The sequence below is a fragment of the Xanthobacter dioxanivorans genome, assembly GCF_016807805.1.
Taxonomy (GTDB): domain Bacteria; phylum Pseudomonadota; class Alphaproteobacteria; order Rhizobiales; family Xanthobacteraceae; genus Xanthobacter; species Xanthobacter dioxanivorans.
This window is the reverse complement of record NZ_CP063362.1, coordinates 68,618-83,030: the sequence shown is the minus strand read 5'-3', so window position 1 is coordinate 83,030 and position 14,413 is coordinate 68,618. Positions and strand designations below refer to the sequence as shown.

The 14,413-nt window shown below is 69.4% G+C and carries 17 protein-coding genes; 12 read left to right on the top strand and 5 right to left on the bottom strand.

Annotation, left to right across the window (positions count from 1 at the left end; genetic code table 11):
- The first annotated feature begins 237 nt into the window (after positions 1-237).
- From EZH22_RS00415 to EZH22_RS00360, 12 genes are read left to right on the top strand one after another with little or no spacing between them, the layout of a single operon-like run.
- Positions 238-915, top strand: a complete 678-nt coding sequence (locus EZH22_RS00415) for a 3-oxoacid CoA-transferase subunit A (protein ID WP_203196307.1) — start codon at positions 238-240, stop codon at positions 913-915.
- The gene (locus EZH22_RS00410; protein WP_231711237.1) at positions 908-1,579 is read left to right on the top strand and encodes a 3-oxoacid CoA-transferase subunit B; all 672 of its coding nucleotides are present in this window, start codon (positions 908-910) and stop codon (positions 1,577-1,579) included. Before EZH22_RS00415 ends, EZH22_RS00410 begins: the two co-directional genes overlap by 8 nt.
- A 47-nt stretch (positions 1,580-1,626) precedes the next feature.
- Entirely contained in the window at positions 1,627-2,739 is a 1,113-nt protein-coding gene (locus EZH22_RS00405) for an ABC transporter substrate-binding protein (protein WP_203193869.1), read from the top strand.
- A 4-nt stretch (positions 2,740-2,743) separates the two neighbouring features.
- Positions 2,744-3,613 carry a branched-chain amino acid ABC transporter permease gene (locus EZH22_RS00400; RefSeq protein ID WP_203193868.1) on the top strand — a complete coding sequence of 290 codons (870 nt, stop codon included), beginning with the start codon at positions 2,744-2,746 and terminating at the stop codon, positions 3,611-3,613.
- A complete protein-coding gene (locus tag EZH22_RS00395; RefSeq protein ID WP_203193867.1) occupies positions 3,610-4,482 on the top strand; it encodes a branched-chain amino acid ABC transporter permease in 873 nt (290 codons plus the stop codon). Before EZH22_RS00400 ends, EZH22_RS00395 begins: the two co-directional genes overlap by 4 nt.
- 1 nt (position 4,483) lies before the next feature.
- Positions 4,484-5,236, top strand: a complete 753-nt coding sequence (locus EZH22_RS00390; protein WP_203193866.1) for an ABC transporter ATP-binding protein — start codon at positions 4,484-4,486, stop codon at positions 5,234-5,236.
- Positions 5,233-5,976, top strand: coding sequence for an ABC transporter ATP-binding protein (locus EZH22_RS00385; protein WP_231711236.1), 744 nt, complete (start codon positions 5,233-5,235; stop codon positions 5,974-5,976). Before EZH22_RS00390 ends, EZH22_RS00385 begins: the two co-directional genes overlap by 4 nt.
- Before the next feature lie 42 nt (positions 5,977-6,018).
- Positions 6,019-6,495 carry a nuclear transport factor 2 family protein gene (locus EZH22_RS00380; RefSeq protein WP_203193865.1) on the top strand — a complete coding sequence of 159 codons (477 nt, stop codon included), beginning with the start codon at positions 6,019-6,021 and terminating at the stop codon, positions 6,493-6,495.
- Positions 6,492-7,274, top strand: coding sequence for an alpha/beta fold hydrolase (locus EZH22_RS00375; protein WP_203193864.1), 783 nt, complete (start codon positions 6,492-6,494; stop codon positions 7,272-7,274). The genes EZH22_RS00380 and EZH22_RS00375 overlap by 4 nt, the downstream gene beginning before the upstream one ends.
- A gap of 30 nt (positions 7,275-7,304) precedes the next feature.
- Positions 7,305-7,922 carry a glutathione S-transferase family protein gene (locus tag EZH22_RS00370; RefSeq protein WP_210352032.1) on the top strand — a complete coding sequence of 206 codons (618 nt, stop codon included), beginning with the start codon at positions 7,305-7,307 and terminating at the stop codon, positions 7,920-7,922.
- 51 nt (positions 7,923-7,973) lie between these two features.
- Positions 7,974-8,858 carry an MBL fold metallo-hydrolase gene (locus EZH22_RS00365; protein ID WP_203193863.1) on the top strand — a complete coding sequence of 295 codons (885 nt, stop codon included), beginning with the start codon at positions 7,974-7,976 and terminating at the stop codon, positions 8,856-8,858.
- Between the two features lie 50 nt (positions 8,859-8,908).
- A complete protein-coding gene (locus tag EZH22_RS00360) occupies positions 8,909-9,751 on the top strand; it encodes an alpha/beta fold hydrolase (protein ID WP_203193862.1) in 843 nt (280 codons plus the stop codon).
- Positions 9,752-9,837: 86 nt separating this feature from the next.
- Here the strand turns inward: EZH22_RS00360 and EZH22_RS00355 are convergent, their stop codons facing one another.
- The 5 genes from EZH22_RS00355 to EZH22_RS00335 form a co-directional block, all read right to left on the bottom strand.
- Positions 9,838-11,061, bottom strand: coding sequence for an acetyl-CoA C-acetyltransferase (locus tag EZH22_RS00355; RefSeq protein ID WP_203193861.1), 1,224 nt, complete (start codon positions 11,059-11,061; stop codon positions 9,838-9,840).
- A gap of 215 nt (positions 11,062-11,276) precedes the next feature.
- Complete coding sequence (locus tag EZH22_RS00350) at positions 11,277-11,666, bottom strand: nuclear transport factor 2 family protein (RefSeq protein WP_203193860.1); 390 nt, start codon at positions 11,664-11,666, stop codon at positions 11,277-11,279.
- 39 nt (positions 11,667-11,705) lie between these two features.
- Positions 11,706-12,449 (bottom strand): SDR family NAD(P)-dependent oxidoreductase, encoded by a 744-nt coding sequence (locus tag EZH22_RS00345; RefSeq protein ID WP_203193859.1) that lies wholly within the window; start codon positions 12,447-12,449, stop codon positions 11,706-11,708.
- Positions 12,450-12,466: 17 nt separating this feature from the next.
- On the bottom strand, positions 12,467-13,384 hold the full coding sequence (locus EZH22_RS00340; RefSeq protein ID WP_203193858.1) for a VOC family protein: 918 nt from the start codon (positions 13,382-13,384) through the stop codon (positions 12,467-12,469).
- 125 nt (positions 13,385-13,509) lie between these two features.
- The gene (locus EZH22_RS00335; RefSeq protein WP_203193857.1) at positions 13,510-14,370 is read right to left on the bottom strand and encodes a fumarylacetoacetate hydrolase family protein; all 861 of its coding nucleotides are present in this window, start codon (positions 14,368-14,370) and stop codon (positions 13,510-13,512) included.
- Positions 14,371-14,413 lie beyond the last annotated feature (43 nt).

Below are 14,413 nucleotides of genomic sequence, written 5' to 3'. Positions count from 1 at the left end.
GTTTGTCCAATTGGCGGACAGTCGTCGGCGCCCTTCGCGGCCGGCGCCCACGCCAGGATTCCGCCATCCCCCGGTCCGTCCATCGCCGCCGGGCTCCACGTGTCCGAGGTGAGGAGAGCCTTGACAGGTCGGCGCCACCGCGCTCTATTTATCGGACAAATGTCCAATACGCGGACAAATGAAGATCGGGACGGCGCAGCGAAGGCCGTTCGCCGGCGGAATGGGTGGGAGGCGATGATCGATAAATTTGTGCCCTCGGTCGCAACGGCCCTGGCGGGGGTGAAGGATGGGGCCACGATCCTCGTCGGGGGATTCGGCGCCGTCGGGCAGCCGGACCTGCTCATCGAGGGGCTCATCGAGCAGGGCGCCGGCGACCTCACCGTGGTCGCCAACAATGCCGGCTACGGCCGTGTCGGGCTCGCGCGGCTGCTGGCCGCCGGGCGGGTGCGGCGGCTCGTGTGCAGCTATCCGCGCATCCCCGGCTCCGTGATCTTCGAGGATCTCTATCGCGCCGGCCGCCTGGAGTTGGAACTGGTGCCGCAGGGCACGCTCGCCGAGCGGCTGCGGGCGGCGGGAGCTGGTATTCCCGCCTTCTTCACCCCCACCGGTGCCGGCACGCGCCTCGTGGATGGCAAGGAGACGCGCCGCATCGGCACCCGCGACTATGTGCTGGAGCACGCGTTGCACGGCGATGTGGCGCTGATCGAGGCCTGGCAGGCGGACCGCTGGGGAAACCTCACCTACCGGGGCTCCTCGCGCAACTTCAACCCGGTCATGGCGACGGCGGCGGAGCTCACCATCGCCCAAGTGTATCATGCGGCCCCGCTCGGCGCGCTCGACCCGGAGGCCATCGTCACCCCGGGCATCTACGTGGACCGCATTGTTCATCATCCAGCAGGGGCGCTCCATGCGTGAGGACACCTTAGAGATCACGGCGCGCGCTCATGCCCCTTTGTCCCGTGACCAGATGGCGGCACGGGCCGCGGCCGACATTCCCGAGGGCTGGTACGTCAATCTCGGCATCGGCATCCCGACGCTCATCGCCAATCATGTGCCGGCCGACCGGGAAGTCATCTTCCAATCGGAGAACGGGCTGCTCGGCTTCGGCCCGGCCCCGGCAGCCGGGGAGCTCGATCCCTTCCTCATCAATGCCGGCAAGCAGCCGGTCACGCTGTTGAACGGCGCGGCCTTGATGCATCAGGCCGACAGCTTCGCCATGATCCGTGGCCGGCACCTCGATCTGTGCGTGCTCGGCGCCTTCCAGGTGGCGGCCAATGGCGATATCGCGAACTGGGCCACCTCCGATACCGATGCCGCCCCCGCGGTGGGCGGGGCGATGGATCTTGCTTTGGGCGCCCGGCGCGTCTGGGTGATGATGGAACACACCACCCGGGACGGTGCGCCGCGCATCGTGTCGGACTGCAGCTATCCGCTTACCGCGCTCGGCGTGGTGAGCCGCATCTATACCAACCTGGCGGTGATCGACATCACGCCGCAGGGCCTGCGGCTGGTGGAGCTGGTGGACGGCCTCACCCGGTCCGAACTGCAGAAGGTCACAGCCGCGCCCATTCTCGCGTGAACCACAAGGTGCCGCGAATGGCGCCGAAAAAAGGGAGGGACTACAACATGCTGACCCGCCGCACCGTTCTTGCCGGCATGCTCGCCAGCACGGCGTTCCCGGCAGCGCTTCGCGCCGCCACCGAGCCCTATGTGCTCGGCACCCTGTTTCCGATGACCGGGCTGCTGTCCGAGCTCGGCTCGATCTACACCGCCGCCACCGCCCTCGGGCTGGAGCATGTGGCCCAGGACAAGCGCCTCTCCCAGCCCATCGTGCTCAAGGCGCAGGACAGCCAGAGCACGCCCCAGGGCGGCGCCGTCGGCATGTCGAAACTCGCCAATGTGGACCGCGCGCCGTACGTGCTGGTGGGGCTCACCGGTGTGGCCAAGGCGGCCGAGCCCATCGCCACGCGCGCCAAGGTGGTGATGGTGAATGGCGGCGGCGTGGGGCCGGACCTTGCCGGCCTCTCTCCCTATTTCTGGAACATCATTCCGCTCGCCAACCAGGAGCTGCCGACCGCGTTCAGCTGGATGAAGCGCAACGAGATCAGGCGCGTGGCGCTCATCTATCTGGACGACCCGCTGGGCAATGCCCTCCGCAAGGGCCTTCAGGACGGCCTGCCGGCCATTGGCGCCGCGCTGGTGGGCGAATTCAGCGCCGCCCCCTCCGCCCAGCAATTCTCGGCCATGATCGCCAAGATCCGCGAGACCAAGCCCGACCTTGTCTATGTGGCGAGCTACGGCACCCAGCAGACCCAGATCTTCAAGCAGCTGCGCGACAACGGCATCACCCAGCCGCTGATGACCTATTCGGTGGGTGGCACCCCCTCCGTGGCGGCGTTGCCGGAATCGGAAGGGCTGCTGTTCACCTCGCAGGTGGCCGACTGGGATGCGAAGGATCCGCTCACCCGCCGCTTCGTCGAGGGCTGGCGCGCCCGCCACAAGGACAACCCCAGCACCTACGCGCAGAATTACTACAACGCCGTGCTGCTCTACGCCCAGCTCATCGAGCGCCTGGAGAAGGAGGGCAAGCCGCTGAACGGCGACACCCTGCGCGAGGGCCTTGCCACCGGCACCTTCGATCTGGTGGGCGGTCGGGCGCGCTTCTCGCCGAGCGGCGCCATCGACATGCCGACCCAGCTCAACCGCGTACAGAACGGCAAGTTCGAGAAGGTGAGCTGACCCCATGCTCCTGACCCAGCTGGCGGTGGCAGGCATCCAGACCGGGATGCTGTATGCCCTCACCGCCGCGGGCTTCGCGCTGATTTTCGGCGCCACCCGCGTCTTCCACGTGGCCCATGGCGCCACCTTCATCCTGGCCGGCTACGCCTTCCTCGAAGCCATGCAGATGGGCGCCCACTGGGCGATCGCGAGCCTGGTCGCCCTAACGGTCGCGGTGGCGTTCGGGCTGTTCATGGACATGCTGGTCTACCGGCCGATCCAGAAGCACGAGGGCTCCTTCTTCACCGTGTTCGTCGCCTCCTTCGGCGCCGGCATCGCCATGCAGGCGCTCATCCAGTTCTTCTTCGGCGGCGGCTTCGCCACCATCTCCCTGCCCCTCACCCGGGCGACGGAGCTGCTGCCGGGACTCTATATCGCGCCCGTATTCTGGGTGGCGCTCGCGGTGGTCCTGCTGGTGTTCGCGGCGATCACCCTGTTCCTGGAACGCACCCATGCCGGCCTCGGCCTGCGGGCGCTTTCGGAAAATCCCGAGCTGCTGCGGGCCTACGGCCTTTCCGCGCGCCGCCTCTCGGCGCTGGCGTTCGTGCTCGGCTCGGCGCTCGCGGTGCCGGGTGCGATCCTCACCACGGTCACCACCGGCATCCAGCCGGCGGACGGGGCGCATGTGATGCTGGTTTCGCTCGCCGCCACGGTGGTCGGCGGCATCGGCTCCATCCGTGGTGCCGCGCTCGCGGGCCTGGTGCTCGGCCTGGTGGAGAATCTCGTGGTGAGCGTGGTGGACACCCAGTGGAGCCAGGCCGCGAGCTTCGTGATGCTGTTCGGCTTCATCCTGTTCCGCCCGAACGGGCTCATGGGGAGGGCGGGCGCGCGATGATCGCCTATCTCGTCAATCTGGCGACGCTCATCGCCATCTTCGGCATCGCCGCCACCAGCCTCAACCTGCTGATCGGCTATGCCGGCATCTTCTCCATCGCCCATGCCATGTTCTTCGGCATCGGCGCCTATGTGGCCGCCCAGGTCGCGCTGACGTTCAGCGCCGATTTCCTGGTGGCGGCGCTCGCCGCGGCGGTGGCGGCGGCGGCCCTTTCCCTGTGCCTTGCCTTGCCGGCACTGCGGGTGCGCGGCGAGTATTTCGTCGCCGCCTCCCTCGGCTTGCAGATGATGGCGTCCACCCTCTTCGCCGAGGCGCACGGTTTCACCGGTGGTGTGGGCGGTCTGGTCGGCATCCCCCCGGCGCGGATCCTCGGCTTCGACGTCGCCTCGCCCGATGCGTTCCTGGTGCTGGCGCTCGCCTGCCTCGCGCTGACGCTGCTGGCGGTCCGCACCCTCATGCGCGGCAGCTTCGGCCGCTCGCTGATGGCCCTGCGCGACAGCGAGAGCGCTGCCGAGGCCTTCGGCAAGGACGTGCGGGCCCTGAAGACGCTGGCGGTGGTCATCGGCTGCTTTTTCGTCGGGATCGCCGGCGCCCTGTTCGCCTTCCACATGGCGTTCGTGAACGTGGAGAGCTTCACGCTCGAGCAGTCGGTGGTGCTGATGGCCATGGTGATCATCGGCGGCGCCGGCACGCTGACCGGCCCGCTCGTGGGTGTCATCGCCCTGCTCAGCCTGCCGGCGGCGCTCTCCTTCCTGCCCTTCATCCCCTCCACGCAGATCGGCACCGTGCAGCAGTTCATCTACGGAGCGCTCATGACGCTGCTCATGATCTTCCGGCCGAGCGGCCTCGTGGGCCTGTCGCGGGGGTGAGATGAGCGAGCCGATCCTGCTCTCGGCGCGGGGCATCTCCCGCAGCTTCGGTGGCCTCGCCGCAGTCCAGGACGTGACCCTGGAGCTGCGCCAGGGGGTCGTCACCGCCCTTGCCGGCCCCAACGGCGCCGGCAAGACCACGCTGTTCAACCTGATCACCGGCCACCTCGTGCCCGATCGCGGCGCGGTGGAGCTGAAGGGGGAATCGATCCTGCGGCAGAAACCGCACAAGGTGGCGCTCAAGGGCATCGCCCGCTCCTTCCAGGACCTGCGCCTGTTCGGCTCCATGAGCGTCTATGACAACGTGCTCGCCGCCATCGAGCCAACGCCCTGGCTGTGGCAGCCCGGCGGCAGCTCGGGCGCGGCGGCGCGGCGGCTTGAGGTGGAGCGGGCGCTGGCCGCCACCGGGCTAGAGGAACTCGCCGGCACGCGGGCCGTGGACCTCTCCTATGCGGAGACGAAGTTCCTTTCCATGGCGCGCATCATCGCCACGGGGGCGCCCATCTGGCTGCTCGACGAGCCTGCGTCGGGGCTCGATCCGGCCTCGCGCTCGCGGTTCGTGAAGCTGGTGAGGGACGCGACGGCGGCGGGCGTCACCGTGTGCCTCATCGAGCACAATCTCGACATCGTCACCGAGCTCGCCGACCGGATCGCCTTCCTGGACCAGGGCCGCAAGCTCGCCGAGGGCACGCCCGCGGAGATCCTCGGCAACGCCGAGCTCATCGCCATCTATTTCGGGGAGCGCAGGGAATGAACATGAGCGTCTCCATCCCCTCCACCGCGACCCCTGCGCCGGCCATGGCGGTGCGCGGGCTACGGGCTTCCTATGCCGGACGCGAGGTGCTGGCCGGCATCGATCTCGACCTCGCGGACGGGGAGGTCCTTTGCCTCATCGGGCACAATGGCGCCGGCAAGTCCACCCTGCTCAAGATCCTGTTCGGCCTGCATCCGGCGGATGCGGGCGAGGTCCGGTTGCGCAGCCGGGCGCTGAAGCCCCATCCGAGCCTGATGGCGCGGGACGGTGTCGCCTATGTGCCGGAAGGGCGGGGCGTGTTCCCCGGCCTCACGGTGAAGGAGATATTCACCCTCGCGCTCTGGTCGGCGAGCCTGGACGCCGGCGAGGGCCGTGCCCGTATCGACGAGGTGCTGGAGCTCCTGCCGAAGCTGAGGGACTTCTGGACCAAGCGCGCCGGCCAGCTCTCGGGCGGGCAGCAGCAGATGGTGTCCATCGGCCGGGCGCTCCTGTCGCGCCCGAGCATCCTCCTCCTGGATGAGCCGTCCATCGGGCTCGCCCCCAAGCTGTTCCAGGATCTGCTCACCCCCATCCGCGCCATCCAGCAGCGCCGGGGCATGTCCATCCTGCTGGTGGAGCAGAATGTGGGCGAGGCCTTCGCCGTCTCCGATCGGGTGGTGGCCATGAAGTCGGGCGTCACCATCTATGAGGGCAAGCCGGCCGACCTTGCCGATCACGCCAAGCTGCTCACGCTTTTCTGATCTGACGCCAAGACTTGAGAATAATCCCTGGGGAGGGATGCATTGAAGACCATCGAGGACCGCCTGAAGCTGGTCGAGGACCAGCTGGAGATCGCCCAGCTTCGGGCCCACTATTGTCATCTGCTCGATACGCGCAGATGGGACGAGTTCATCGCGCTGTTCACGCCCGACGGCGTGTTCGAGGGACTGGAGGCGGTGTGCGGCCACGACGCCCTTCACGCCTTCTTCAGCGAGCGGGTGCCGAAGCTCGCGGAGGATTTCTGGCACTTCTGCACCAACGGCACGGTCGATCTGGACGGAGACGTCGCCACGGGGCGCATCTCCATGGAATATCTCTCCGTCACCGACGGGGTGTCCTTCGTCTCCGCCGGGCACTACGACGACGTGATGCACCGCGTGGACGGGCGCTGGCGCTTCGCCTCCCGCAAGATCACCTTCTATTTCCTCTCGCCCCTCAGCGAAGGCTGGGCGGGCCGGCCCTTCCCGGGGCGGGCACCGGCCCCTCGGGGGGCGGCATGAACTGGATCGAGGCCAACGGCGGCGGCACCCGTTACGCCGTCGACAGCGACGGGCCGGTCCCGCTCGTGCTGATCCACGAGATGGGCGGTGCCCTGGAGAGCTGGGCGCCGCTCCTGCCGTTGGTGGCCAAGGGCCGCACCGTGCTGCGCTACGACATGCGTGGCTTTGGCGACGCCTCCAAGCTGCGTGGCGCCGGCATCATGGACGAACTGGTGTGCGACCTCGTCGCGCTGCTCGACGCGCTTTCCATCATCGAGCCGGCCGACCTGTGCGGCATGGCGGTGGGCGGCGCGGTGGCGCTCCATGTCGCGGCACGGCATCCGGAGCGGGTGCGGCGCCTCGCCCTCATGGGGCCGGCGCTGGGCATCGCGCCCGAGCGGCGCGACGCGGTGCGCGCACGGGCCGACGCGCTGGAGGCGGGTGGCATGGCTTCCATCGCGGACGGCGAACTGGCGCTCACCTATCCAAAGGTGCTCCGGGACGACGGCCGCTTCGCCACCTATCGCGCGCGCTGGCTCGGCAACGATCCTTCGAGCTACGCGGCCACCTACCGCATGCTGGCGGCGCTGGACTCCGGCCCCGCCCTCGCCGCCGTGCGCTGCCCGGCGCTGCTGCTCGCCGGCGCGCACGATCCGCTGCGGCCGCCGGGGATCGTCGCCGGCGCCGCGGCCGCCATCGCCCGCGCCCGCTTCGAGGTGGTGCCGAGCGGGCATGTGATGGCCCATCAGTCCCCGGATCTGGTGGCGCAGCAGCTTGATGCCTTCTGGCGCGCCGCCTGAGGGCGCCGCCGAAACCGAAAGCCCATTCCCATGAAGATGCACTGGTCCCCCCGCTCCCCGTTCGTGCGCAAGGCGATGATCGCCATCCACGAAATGGGCCTTCAGGATCGGGTCACCTGCGTGCGCACGGTGGCCTCGCCGTTCAAGGCGCACGAGGAGCTCATGGACGACAACCCCCTGAGCAAGCTGCCCACTCTGGTCCTCGATGACGGTACGGTGGTCTACGATTCCCACGTCATCTGCGAATATCTCGACACGCTGCACGACAAGGCGCGCCTGTTCCCGGCCGAATGGCCGGGGCGGCTCGTCGCGCTCAGGAACGAGGCATTGGGCGACGGGCTGATGGATCTCGGCCTGTTGTGGCTCATCGAGCGCCTGCGCGGCGAGGGCATGCAGTCGGACGATCTCGTCACCGCCAACGCGCGCAAGGTGGAGCGGGTGCTGGCGCGCCTGGAAACCGACGCCGGGCTGCTCGCCGACCGGCCGTTCGACATCGGTCATCTGACCATCGGCACGGCGCTCGGCTATCTTGATTTCCGCTTCCCCTTCCTCGAATGGCGCGAAGGCCGACCGGCCCTTGCGGCCTGGCACGCGGAATTCCTGGAGCGGCCCTCGGTGAAGGCCAATCCGGTGGTGGACGATTCTTGACCCTGCCGCCTCCGTCCACCCGTTCGCACGCCGAAACCCGTCGAGGATTCCATGATTCAATCGCGCATGGTGGGGGAAGTCCGCGTCACCCGCCTTCTCGAATACGCTGCGCCCACCCATGATCCGGCCTTCCTGTTTCCGGACATGGCGCCGAGCCTGCTCAAGGACAATGCGAGCTGGCTCGCCCCGCACCATTACGTGCCGGAGATGAACCGGCTCATCGTCACCATCCAGCTGTGGATCGTGCATGCGGGGGGCAACGTCATCATCGTCGACACCGGCGTGGGCAACCGCAAGCCGCGCGTGGCCGCGCGGATGCACCAGCTCAATGGCCTCGTGCTGCCGTGGCTGGAAGCGGCGGGAGCGGCGCCCGACAAGGTGACCCATGTGGTGCATACCCATCTGCACAGCGACCATGTGGGCTGGAACACGGTGCCATCCGCCGACGGGCGCTGGGTGCCCACCTTTCCCAATGCCCGCTACCTGATGCCGAAGCTCGAATACGACCACTATGTGGAGGCGCTGGCGAAGTCCCCCGATCCCATCATCGACGCCGCCTTCGACGACAGCGTCCGCCCCATCGTGGAGGCGGGGCTCGCCGACTTCATTCCCGATCACGGGGATATTGCCGGCCTGCTCGCCATCGAGGCGGCACCGGGCCATTCGGTGGGCCACCAGACCTACCGCATCCGATCCCGCGGGGAGGAGGCCCTGTTCAGCGGCGACGTGATGCACAGTCCCGCGCAGATCGCCGATCCCACCCTCAACACCACCTATTGCGCTCTGCCGGACGTGGCGCGGCATACCCGCGCGGCGCTGCTGGCGCGGGAGGCCGAGCGCGGCACCCTCATCATGCCCATGCATTTCGGCGCGCCCCACTGCGGCTACATCCGCCGCCAGGGCGAGGGCTATGCCTTCGAGCCCGCCGTGTGGTGAGCCCGGGCCGGGGACAAGGCGCAGAACAATCAATATAGGGAGGAAAAGTGATGAGGATTCTGCTCGCGGCGATGGCCTTCGCCATCGGCTGGACCTGCGTGGCGCAGGCCGGGGAGGCCCGCACGCGCTACACCATCAAGCGCGGTGACGTGGCTATCGACGTCATCGATGAGGGCAGGGGCCCCCTGATGGTGCTGCTGCCGTCGTCCGCCCGGGATTCCGAGGATTACGACGCGGTGGCGGAGGGGCTTGCCAAGGCCGGGTTCCGCGTGCTGCGGCCCCAGCCGCGCGGAGCCGGCGCCAGCACCGGCCCCACCGAGGGCATCACCCTGCACGATCTTGCCAACGACGTCGCCTTCACCATCGAGAATGCGCGGGACGGGCGGGCCATCGTGGTCGGGCACGCCTTCGGCAATTGGGTCGCGCGCATGACCGCGGTGGATCATCCGAGCCTCGTGCGCGGCGTGGTCATCGTGGCGGCTGCGGCCAAGAACTACCCGAAGGAATTGCTGGTGTCCCTGCGCGACGCCGGCAACGTCACCCTGCCCGATGCGCAGCGCGTCGCGGCGCTGAAGGTCGCCTTTTTCGCGCCTGGCAACGATGCCTCGGTGTGGCTCGCGGGGTGGCACCCCAAGATGGCGGCCTACCAGCGGCCCATCATCGCGGCGCCGAAGGAGGAGGAATGGTGGTCCGGCGGCTCGGCGCCCCTGCTCGACCTGCAGGCGCTGCAGGACCCCTTCCGGCCGCGCTCCACCGCCAATGACATCAAGGCGGAATTCGGCGACCGGGTGACCATCGCCACCGTGGACAACGCCAGTCACGCCCTCATTCCCGAGCAGCCCGCCGCCGTGGTCGCGGCGATCGCCGGCTGGGCGCGGACGCTGAAGCCCTGATCGCGAGCTGAAAGGCGCCGGCGCCGCGAGGGGGCGGGCGCTGCGACGGAAGACGGCCGGGGCGCCATGGCGGCCCCGGCCCGGTCTCACCCGATACGTTCGAAGATCGCGGCGAGGCCCTGGCCGCCGCCGATGCACATGGTCTCCAGGCCATAGCGGCTGCCACGGCGCTCCATCTCCCGCAGCAGCGTGGCGAGGATGCGCACGCCGGTCGCCCCCACGGGATGGCCCAGCGAGATGCCGGAGCCGTTGACGTTCAACCGCTCGAAATCGGCCTTGCCGAACCGCCATTCGCGGGTGCAGGCCAGCACCTGCGCCGCGAACGCCTCGTTGAGCTCGATCAGGTCCATGTCCTTCAGCGACAGCCCGGTCCGGGCCATCACCTTTTCGGTCGCTGGCACCGGGCCTATTCCCATGATCTTCGGGGCGACGCCCGCCGCCGCCCATCCGACCAGTCGGGCGAGCGGCCGGAGGCCGAGCGCCTCGGCCGTTTCCCGCGTCGTCACCAGGCAGGCGGCGGCGCCGTCGTTCTGGCCGCTCGCATTGCCGGGGGTGACGGTGGCGTCGGCATCCTGCGCCTGCATGATGGGCCGCAGGGCGGCGAGCGTCGCCGTGCTCGTGTCGGCGCGCGGGTGCTCGTCGCGGGTGATCGCGAGGGGAGGCTTGCCGCGCTTGCCCGGCACTTCGACCGGCACGATCTCCTGGGCGAAGCGGCCGTCCTCGATGGCCGCCACCGCTCGCTGGTGGGACATGACGGCGAGCTCGTCCTGCTCCTCCCGGCCGATGCCGTAGGCGCGACGGAGGTTTTCCGCCGTCTCCAGCATGCCGCCCGGCACAGGATAGCGCTCGCCGCCCGCCGTGACGCGTCCGCGGCCGAGCCGGTCGTGGAGCGTGGTCGGCCGCCCGTTGGCGCCCCAGCGGACGTCCTCGGAATAATATTCGGCCCGGCTCATGCTCTCGACGCCGCCGGCGATCACCACGTCGCACACGCCCGTCTTCACCCGCATCGCCGCGTCCAGCACGGCCTGGAGGCCGGAACCGCAGCGCCGGTCGATCTGCAGGCCGGGCACGGTGACGGGAAGGCCGGCATCGAGCGCCACGACGCGGCCGATGGCCGGAGCCTCGCCGTTGGGGTAGCACTGGCCGAAGAGCACGTCGTCGATGCGTGCCGGGTCGATGCCGGTGCGGGCGACCAGCGCTTCGATCACCTGTCGCCCGAGCCGCGCGGCCGGCACCTCCTTGAACATGCCGCCGTAGCGGCCGACGGCGGTGCGCACAGGTTCGCAGATGACGGGGTCGCGGTCGCTCATGGTCTCCGGGGCTCTCGGCTGGATGTGAAGCTGCGGCCGAGGACCCGGCCCGCCGACGCGGCGGCTGCCGCTTCCGTCGCGCTCCGTGGACGGCGCGGCCGCTCAGTATTTCGACGGGCTTCACCAGTACAGAGGATCATTCCCCGCGCAACCGGAAAGATGGAGCGGTCTACATCATCTTGCGGGGTGTGGCGAACGGGCCGTGCCGGAGGGCCTCAGCTATCGGGGATGGGCGTCGGTTGAAAGGCGGCCACACGCCAGGCGTCGCCCTCCGCGATCCACACGGTGAGGGTCCGGTTGTTGAGGCGCCGCTCGGTCTTGCCCTCCATGAGGACCCGCGCTGTCATCCGGCCGATCACGAGGACCGTCGAGCCGTGGCGGATGATCTGCTCCTCGGGATGGGTGATCTCCAGATAGTCGAAATACTTGTCCGCGACCTTGGCGAGGTAGCTCGCCTTGCTGTCGACCGTGGCGTTGGAGTGGGTGTAGACCAACTGGTCGGCGAGCAGGGCGTCGAGGGTCGGGATGTCGGCGTCGAGCATGGCGGCGTAGCGCCGCTCCTCAAGGTCGCGGATAAGGCTGAAGATGTCGGCGTCCGTGGGCATGATGCCTCCGTATGGGAATTGGGTCGAAGCGTCTCGGCGTCAGAGGGTGCGGCCGGAATCGATCTTCAGCAGGGTGCCGGTCATGTGCGGGGCGGCGTCGCTCAGGGCGAACACCACGTAGCGCGCCAGCTCCTCCGGCTCGGTCACGGCGCCGAGGGGCAGGGCGCGGGCCACCTCGTCGAGATAGCCCGGCATGGCGCGCGTCGCCTCGGTCGCGGTGGTTCCCGGCACCAGGGTGTTGACGCGGATGCGCCAGGGGGCGAGTTCCAGGGCGAGGGCGTGCATGAGGGCATGGACCCCGCCCTTGGACGCGGCATAGGGGGCGAGGCCGGGGACCGGCTTCAGCGCCGTGGAGGAGCCCGTGGCGATGAGCGAGCCGCCGCCTCCCTGGGCGATGAGGCGGCGTGCGGCCGCGGCGAGGGTGAGGAAAGTGCCGGTGAGATTGACCGCCAGCACCGCCGCGAGGTCTTCCGGGGCAAGATCGATGACCGCCTTGCGCACGCCGATGATGCCGGCGTTCGCCACCGCGCCGTCGATCCGCCCGAAGCGCTCGACGGCGGCGGCGAACAGATGCTCCACCGCCGCCGGGTCGCGCACGTCGGTCGGGACGGCGAGAACCCGCCCTCCCTCCGCGCCGATGTGGCCCGCCGCCTCGCCGAGGCGCTCGGCGGCGATGCCGGCCAAGACCACCGCCGCGCCGGCGGCCGCTGCGGCCGTCGCGATGGCGCGGCCGATGCCGGATTCGGCTCCGGTGACCACCACCACCTTGCCCGATAGATCCATCCTGCTCTCCCGCGTGCTCAGCTGGCCAGCGCGATCAGGCCGTCGGGTGCGGCGAACGGCGACATGTGCTCGATCCACGCCCGAGGCGGGGGGGCGCCCCAGCGGTTCACCACTTTGATGTTGCTGAGATCGGGTGGGCACGAGATGACGCTCGGCGGGCGGTCGTCGAGGATCACCTCCATTTCCGCCGAGCATTCGACCATGAAGCCGGCGCGATCGACGTAATAGGAAAACAGGTTGTCGCCGCAGCCGTGCCGGCCGGGGCCCCAGACCATCAGCCGGTCCTGGGTGTCGAGCAGGTCGCCGAGGCGCATGAAGTCACTGAACTGGGCAAATTCCCAGGCGAAGTGGTGAAGCCCCGGCTCCGCGCTCTTGGCGATGCCGACCGTGTGGTGCCGGCCGTCGGCGGCGCGCATCCACATGAGCTCGCAGCCCTCGGTCCGCTCGGAGAGCTTGAGGCCGAGCGTCTGCGCCAGCAGGCGCTCGAACGCCGCCGGGTCTTGCGAGGCGAGGTTGACGTGGCACAGCCGGCGGGGGTGGACGCCGGGGCCGCCATGGCGGCGCGGCTGGTCCTCGGGCAGCGGCGTGTGGATCTCCAGCACGTGCCCCTCGGGCGAGGCGATGGTGACGGCGCGGGCGATGGCGGGAACGGAGGGATGCTCGGCGACGATGCTCCAGCCGAGCCGGCGCGCCCGCACGGCGGCCTCCTCGACCTCGGCGGTGCCCGGCGCTTCGAGGCCGATGGCGCGCACCGCGTCCTGCCCGGCGCGGTGCAACACCAACTCGGCATGCTGGCGGTTGGAGGTGAGCAGGGCGCGGTCGGCGCTGCGCTCGACGATGCTGAGGCCGGTGATGGAGGTGGCGTCGGCAATGGCGGAGTCGAGATCCGTCACGTTGAGCGCGACATAGCCCAGGCGGTTCACGAGACTGGTCATGGCGTTCCTCTTGTGTTGCGGCCGCTGTGGCGCGACTTCTTTTCGGAGTTTGGTTCGGGAGCGGGTTTTCAGGGCCTTTCCAGAAGAGCCGCGGCGCCGCGCGCCGGCGCCGCGGCTCGAGCTGATCAGGCGGCGGCGGCGTCGAGGGAGGCCACCTCGTCGCGGACCGGGTTGCGCAGGACGCCGAGGCCTTCCACCTCCACCTCGCACACGTCGCCGTCGCGCATGTACAAGGGTGGCTTGCGGGCGAAGCCGACGCCGGCGGGCGTGCCGGTCATGATGACGTCGCCGGCCTCCAGAGTCATGACCTCGCTCACGACGGAGACGAGGGTCGCCACGTCGAAGCACATGTCGGCGGTGGAGGCGCTCTGCACCACCGCGCCGTTGAGCCGGGTCTCGATCCTCAGCCCGTGGGCGCCCGGAGGCAGTTCTTCCGCCGTGACGAAGTCCGGGCCGAAGGGGCCGGTGGCGTCGAAATTCTTGCCGACGGTCCATTGCGCCGACTTGAACTGGTAGTCGCGGATGGAGGCGTCGTTGAAGATGGAGTAGCCAGCCACGTGGGCGAGCGCGTCGGCCTTGGCGATGTGGCGGCCGGTGCGTCCGATGATCACCGCCACCTCACCCTCGAAGTCGAGGTCATGCGACACCGTCGGGCGGATGATGGGCGCGCCGTGGCCGATGAGGCTGGAGGAGAAGCGCGGGAACACGGCCGGATAGTCCGGCACCTTCAGGTAGGGGCTTTCGGCCGCGTGGTCCACGTAGTTGAGGCCGATGCACAGGATCTTGCCGGGCCGGGCGAGCACGGGGCGGTAGGCGACCGCCGCCGCATCGAGGATCGGCCCGTCCACACCGGCGAGGGCCGCCAGCGCCCCGGGACCGGTGGCGAGGATGTCTTCCAGGCGGCGTGGGCCGAGGTCTCTCAGCCCGCCGGTGGTGCGCAGCGCCAGGCCGGTTCGGCCATCCAGAGCATAGGAAACCAGACGCATGAGGGGTGCCTCCTTGGGATGACGGCACCTTAGGGAGGGATTT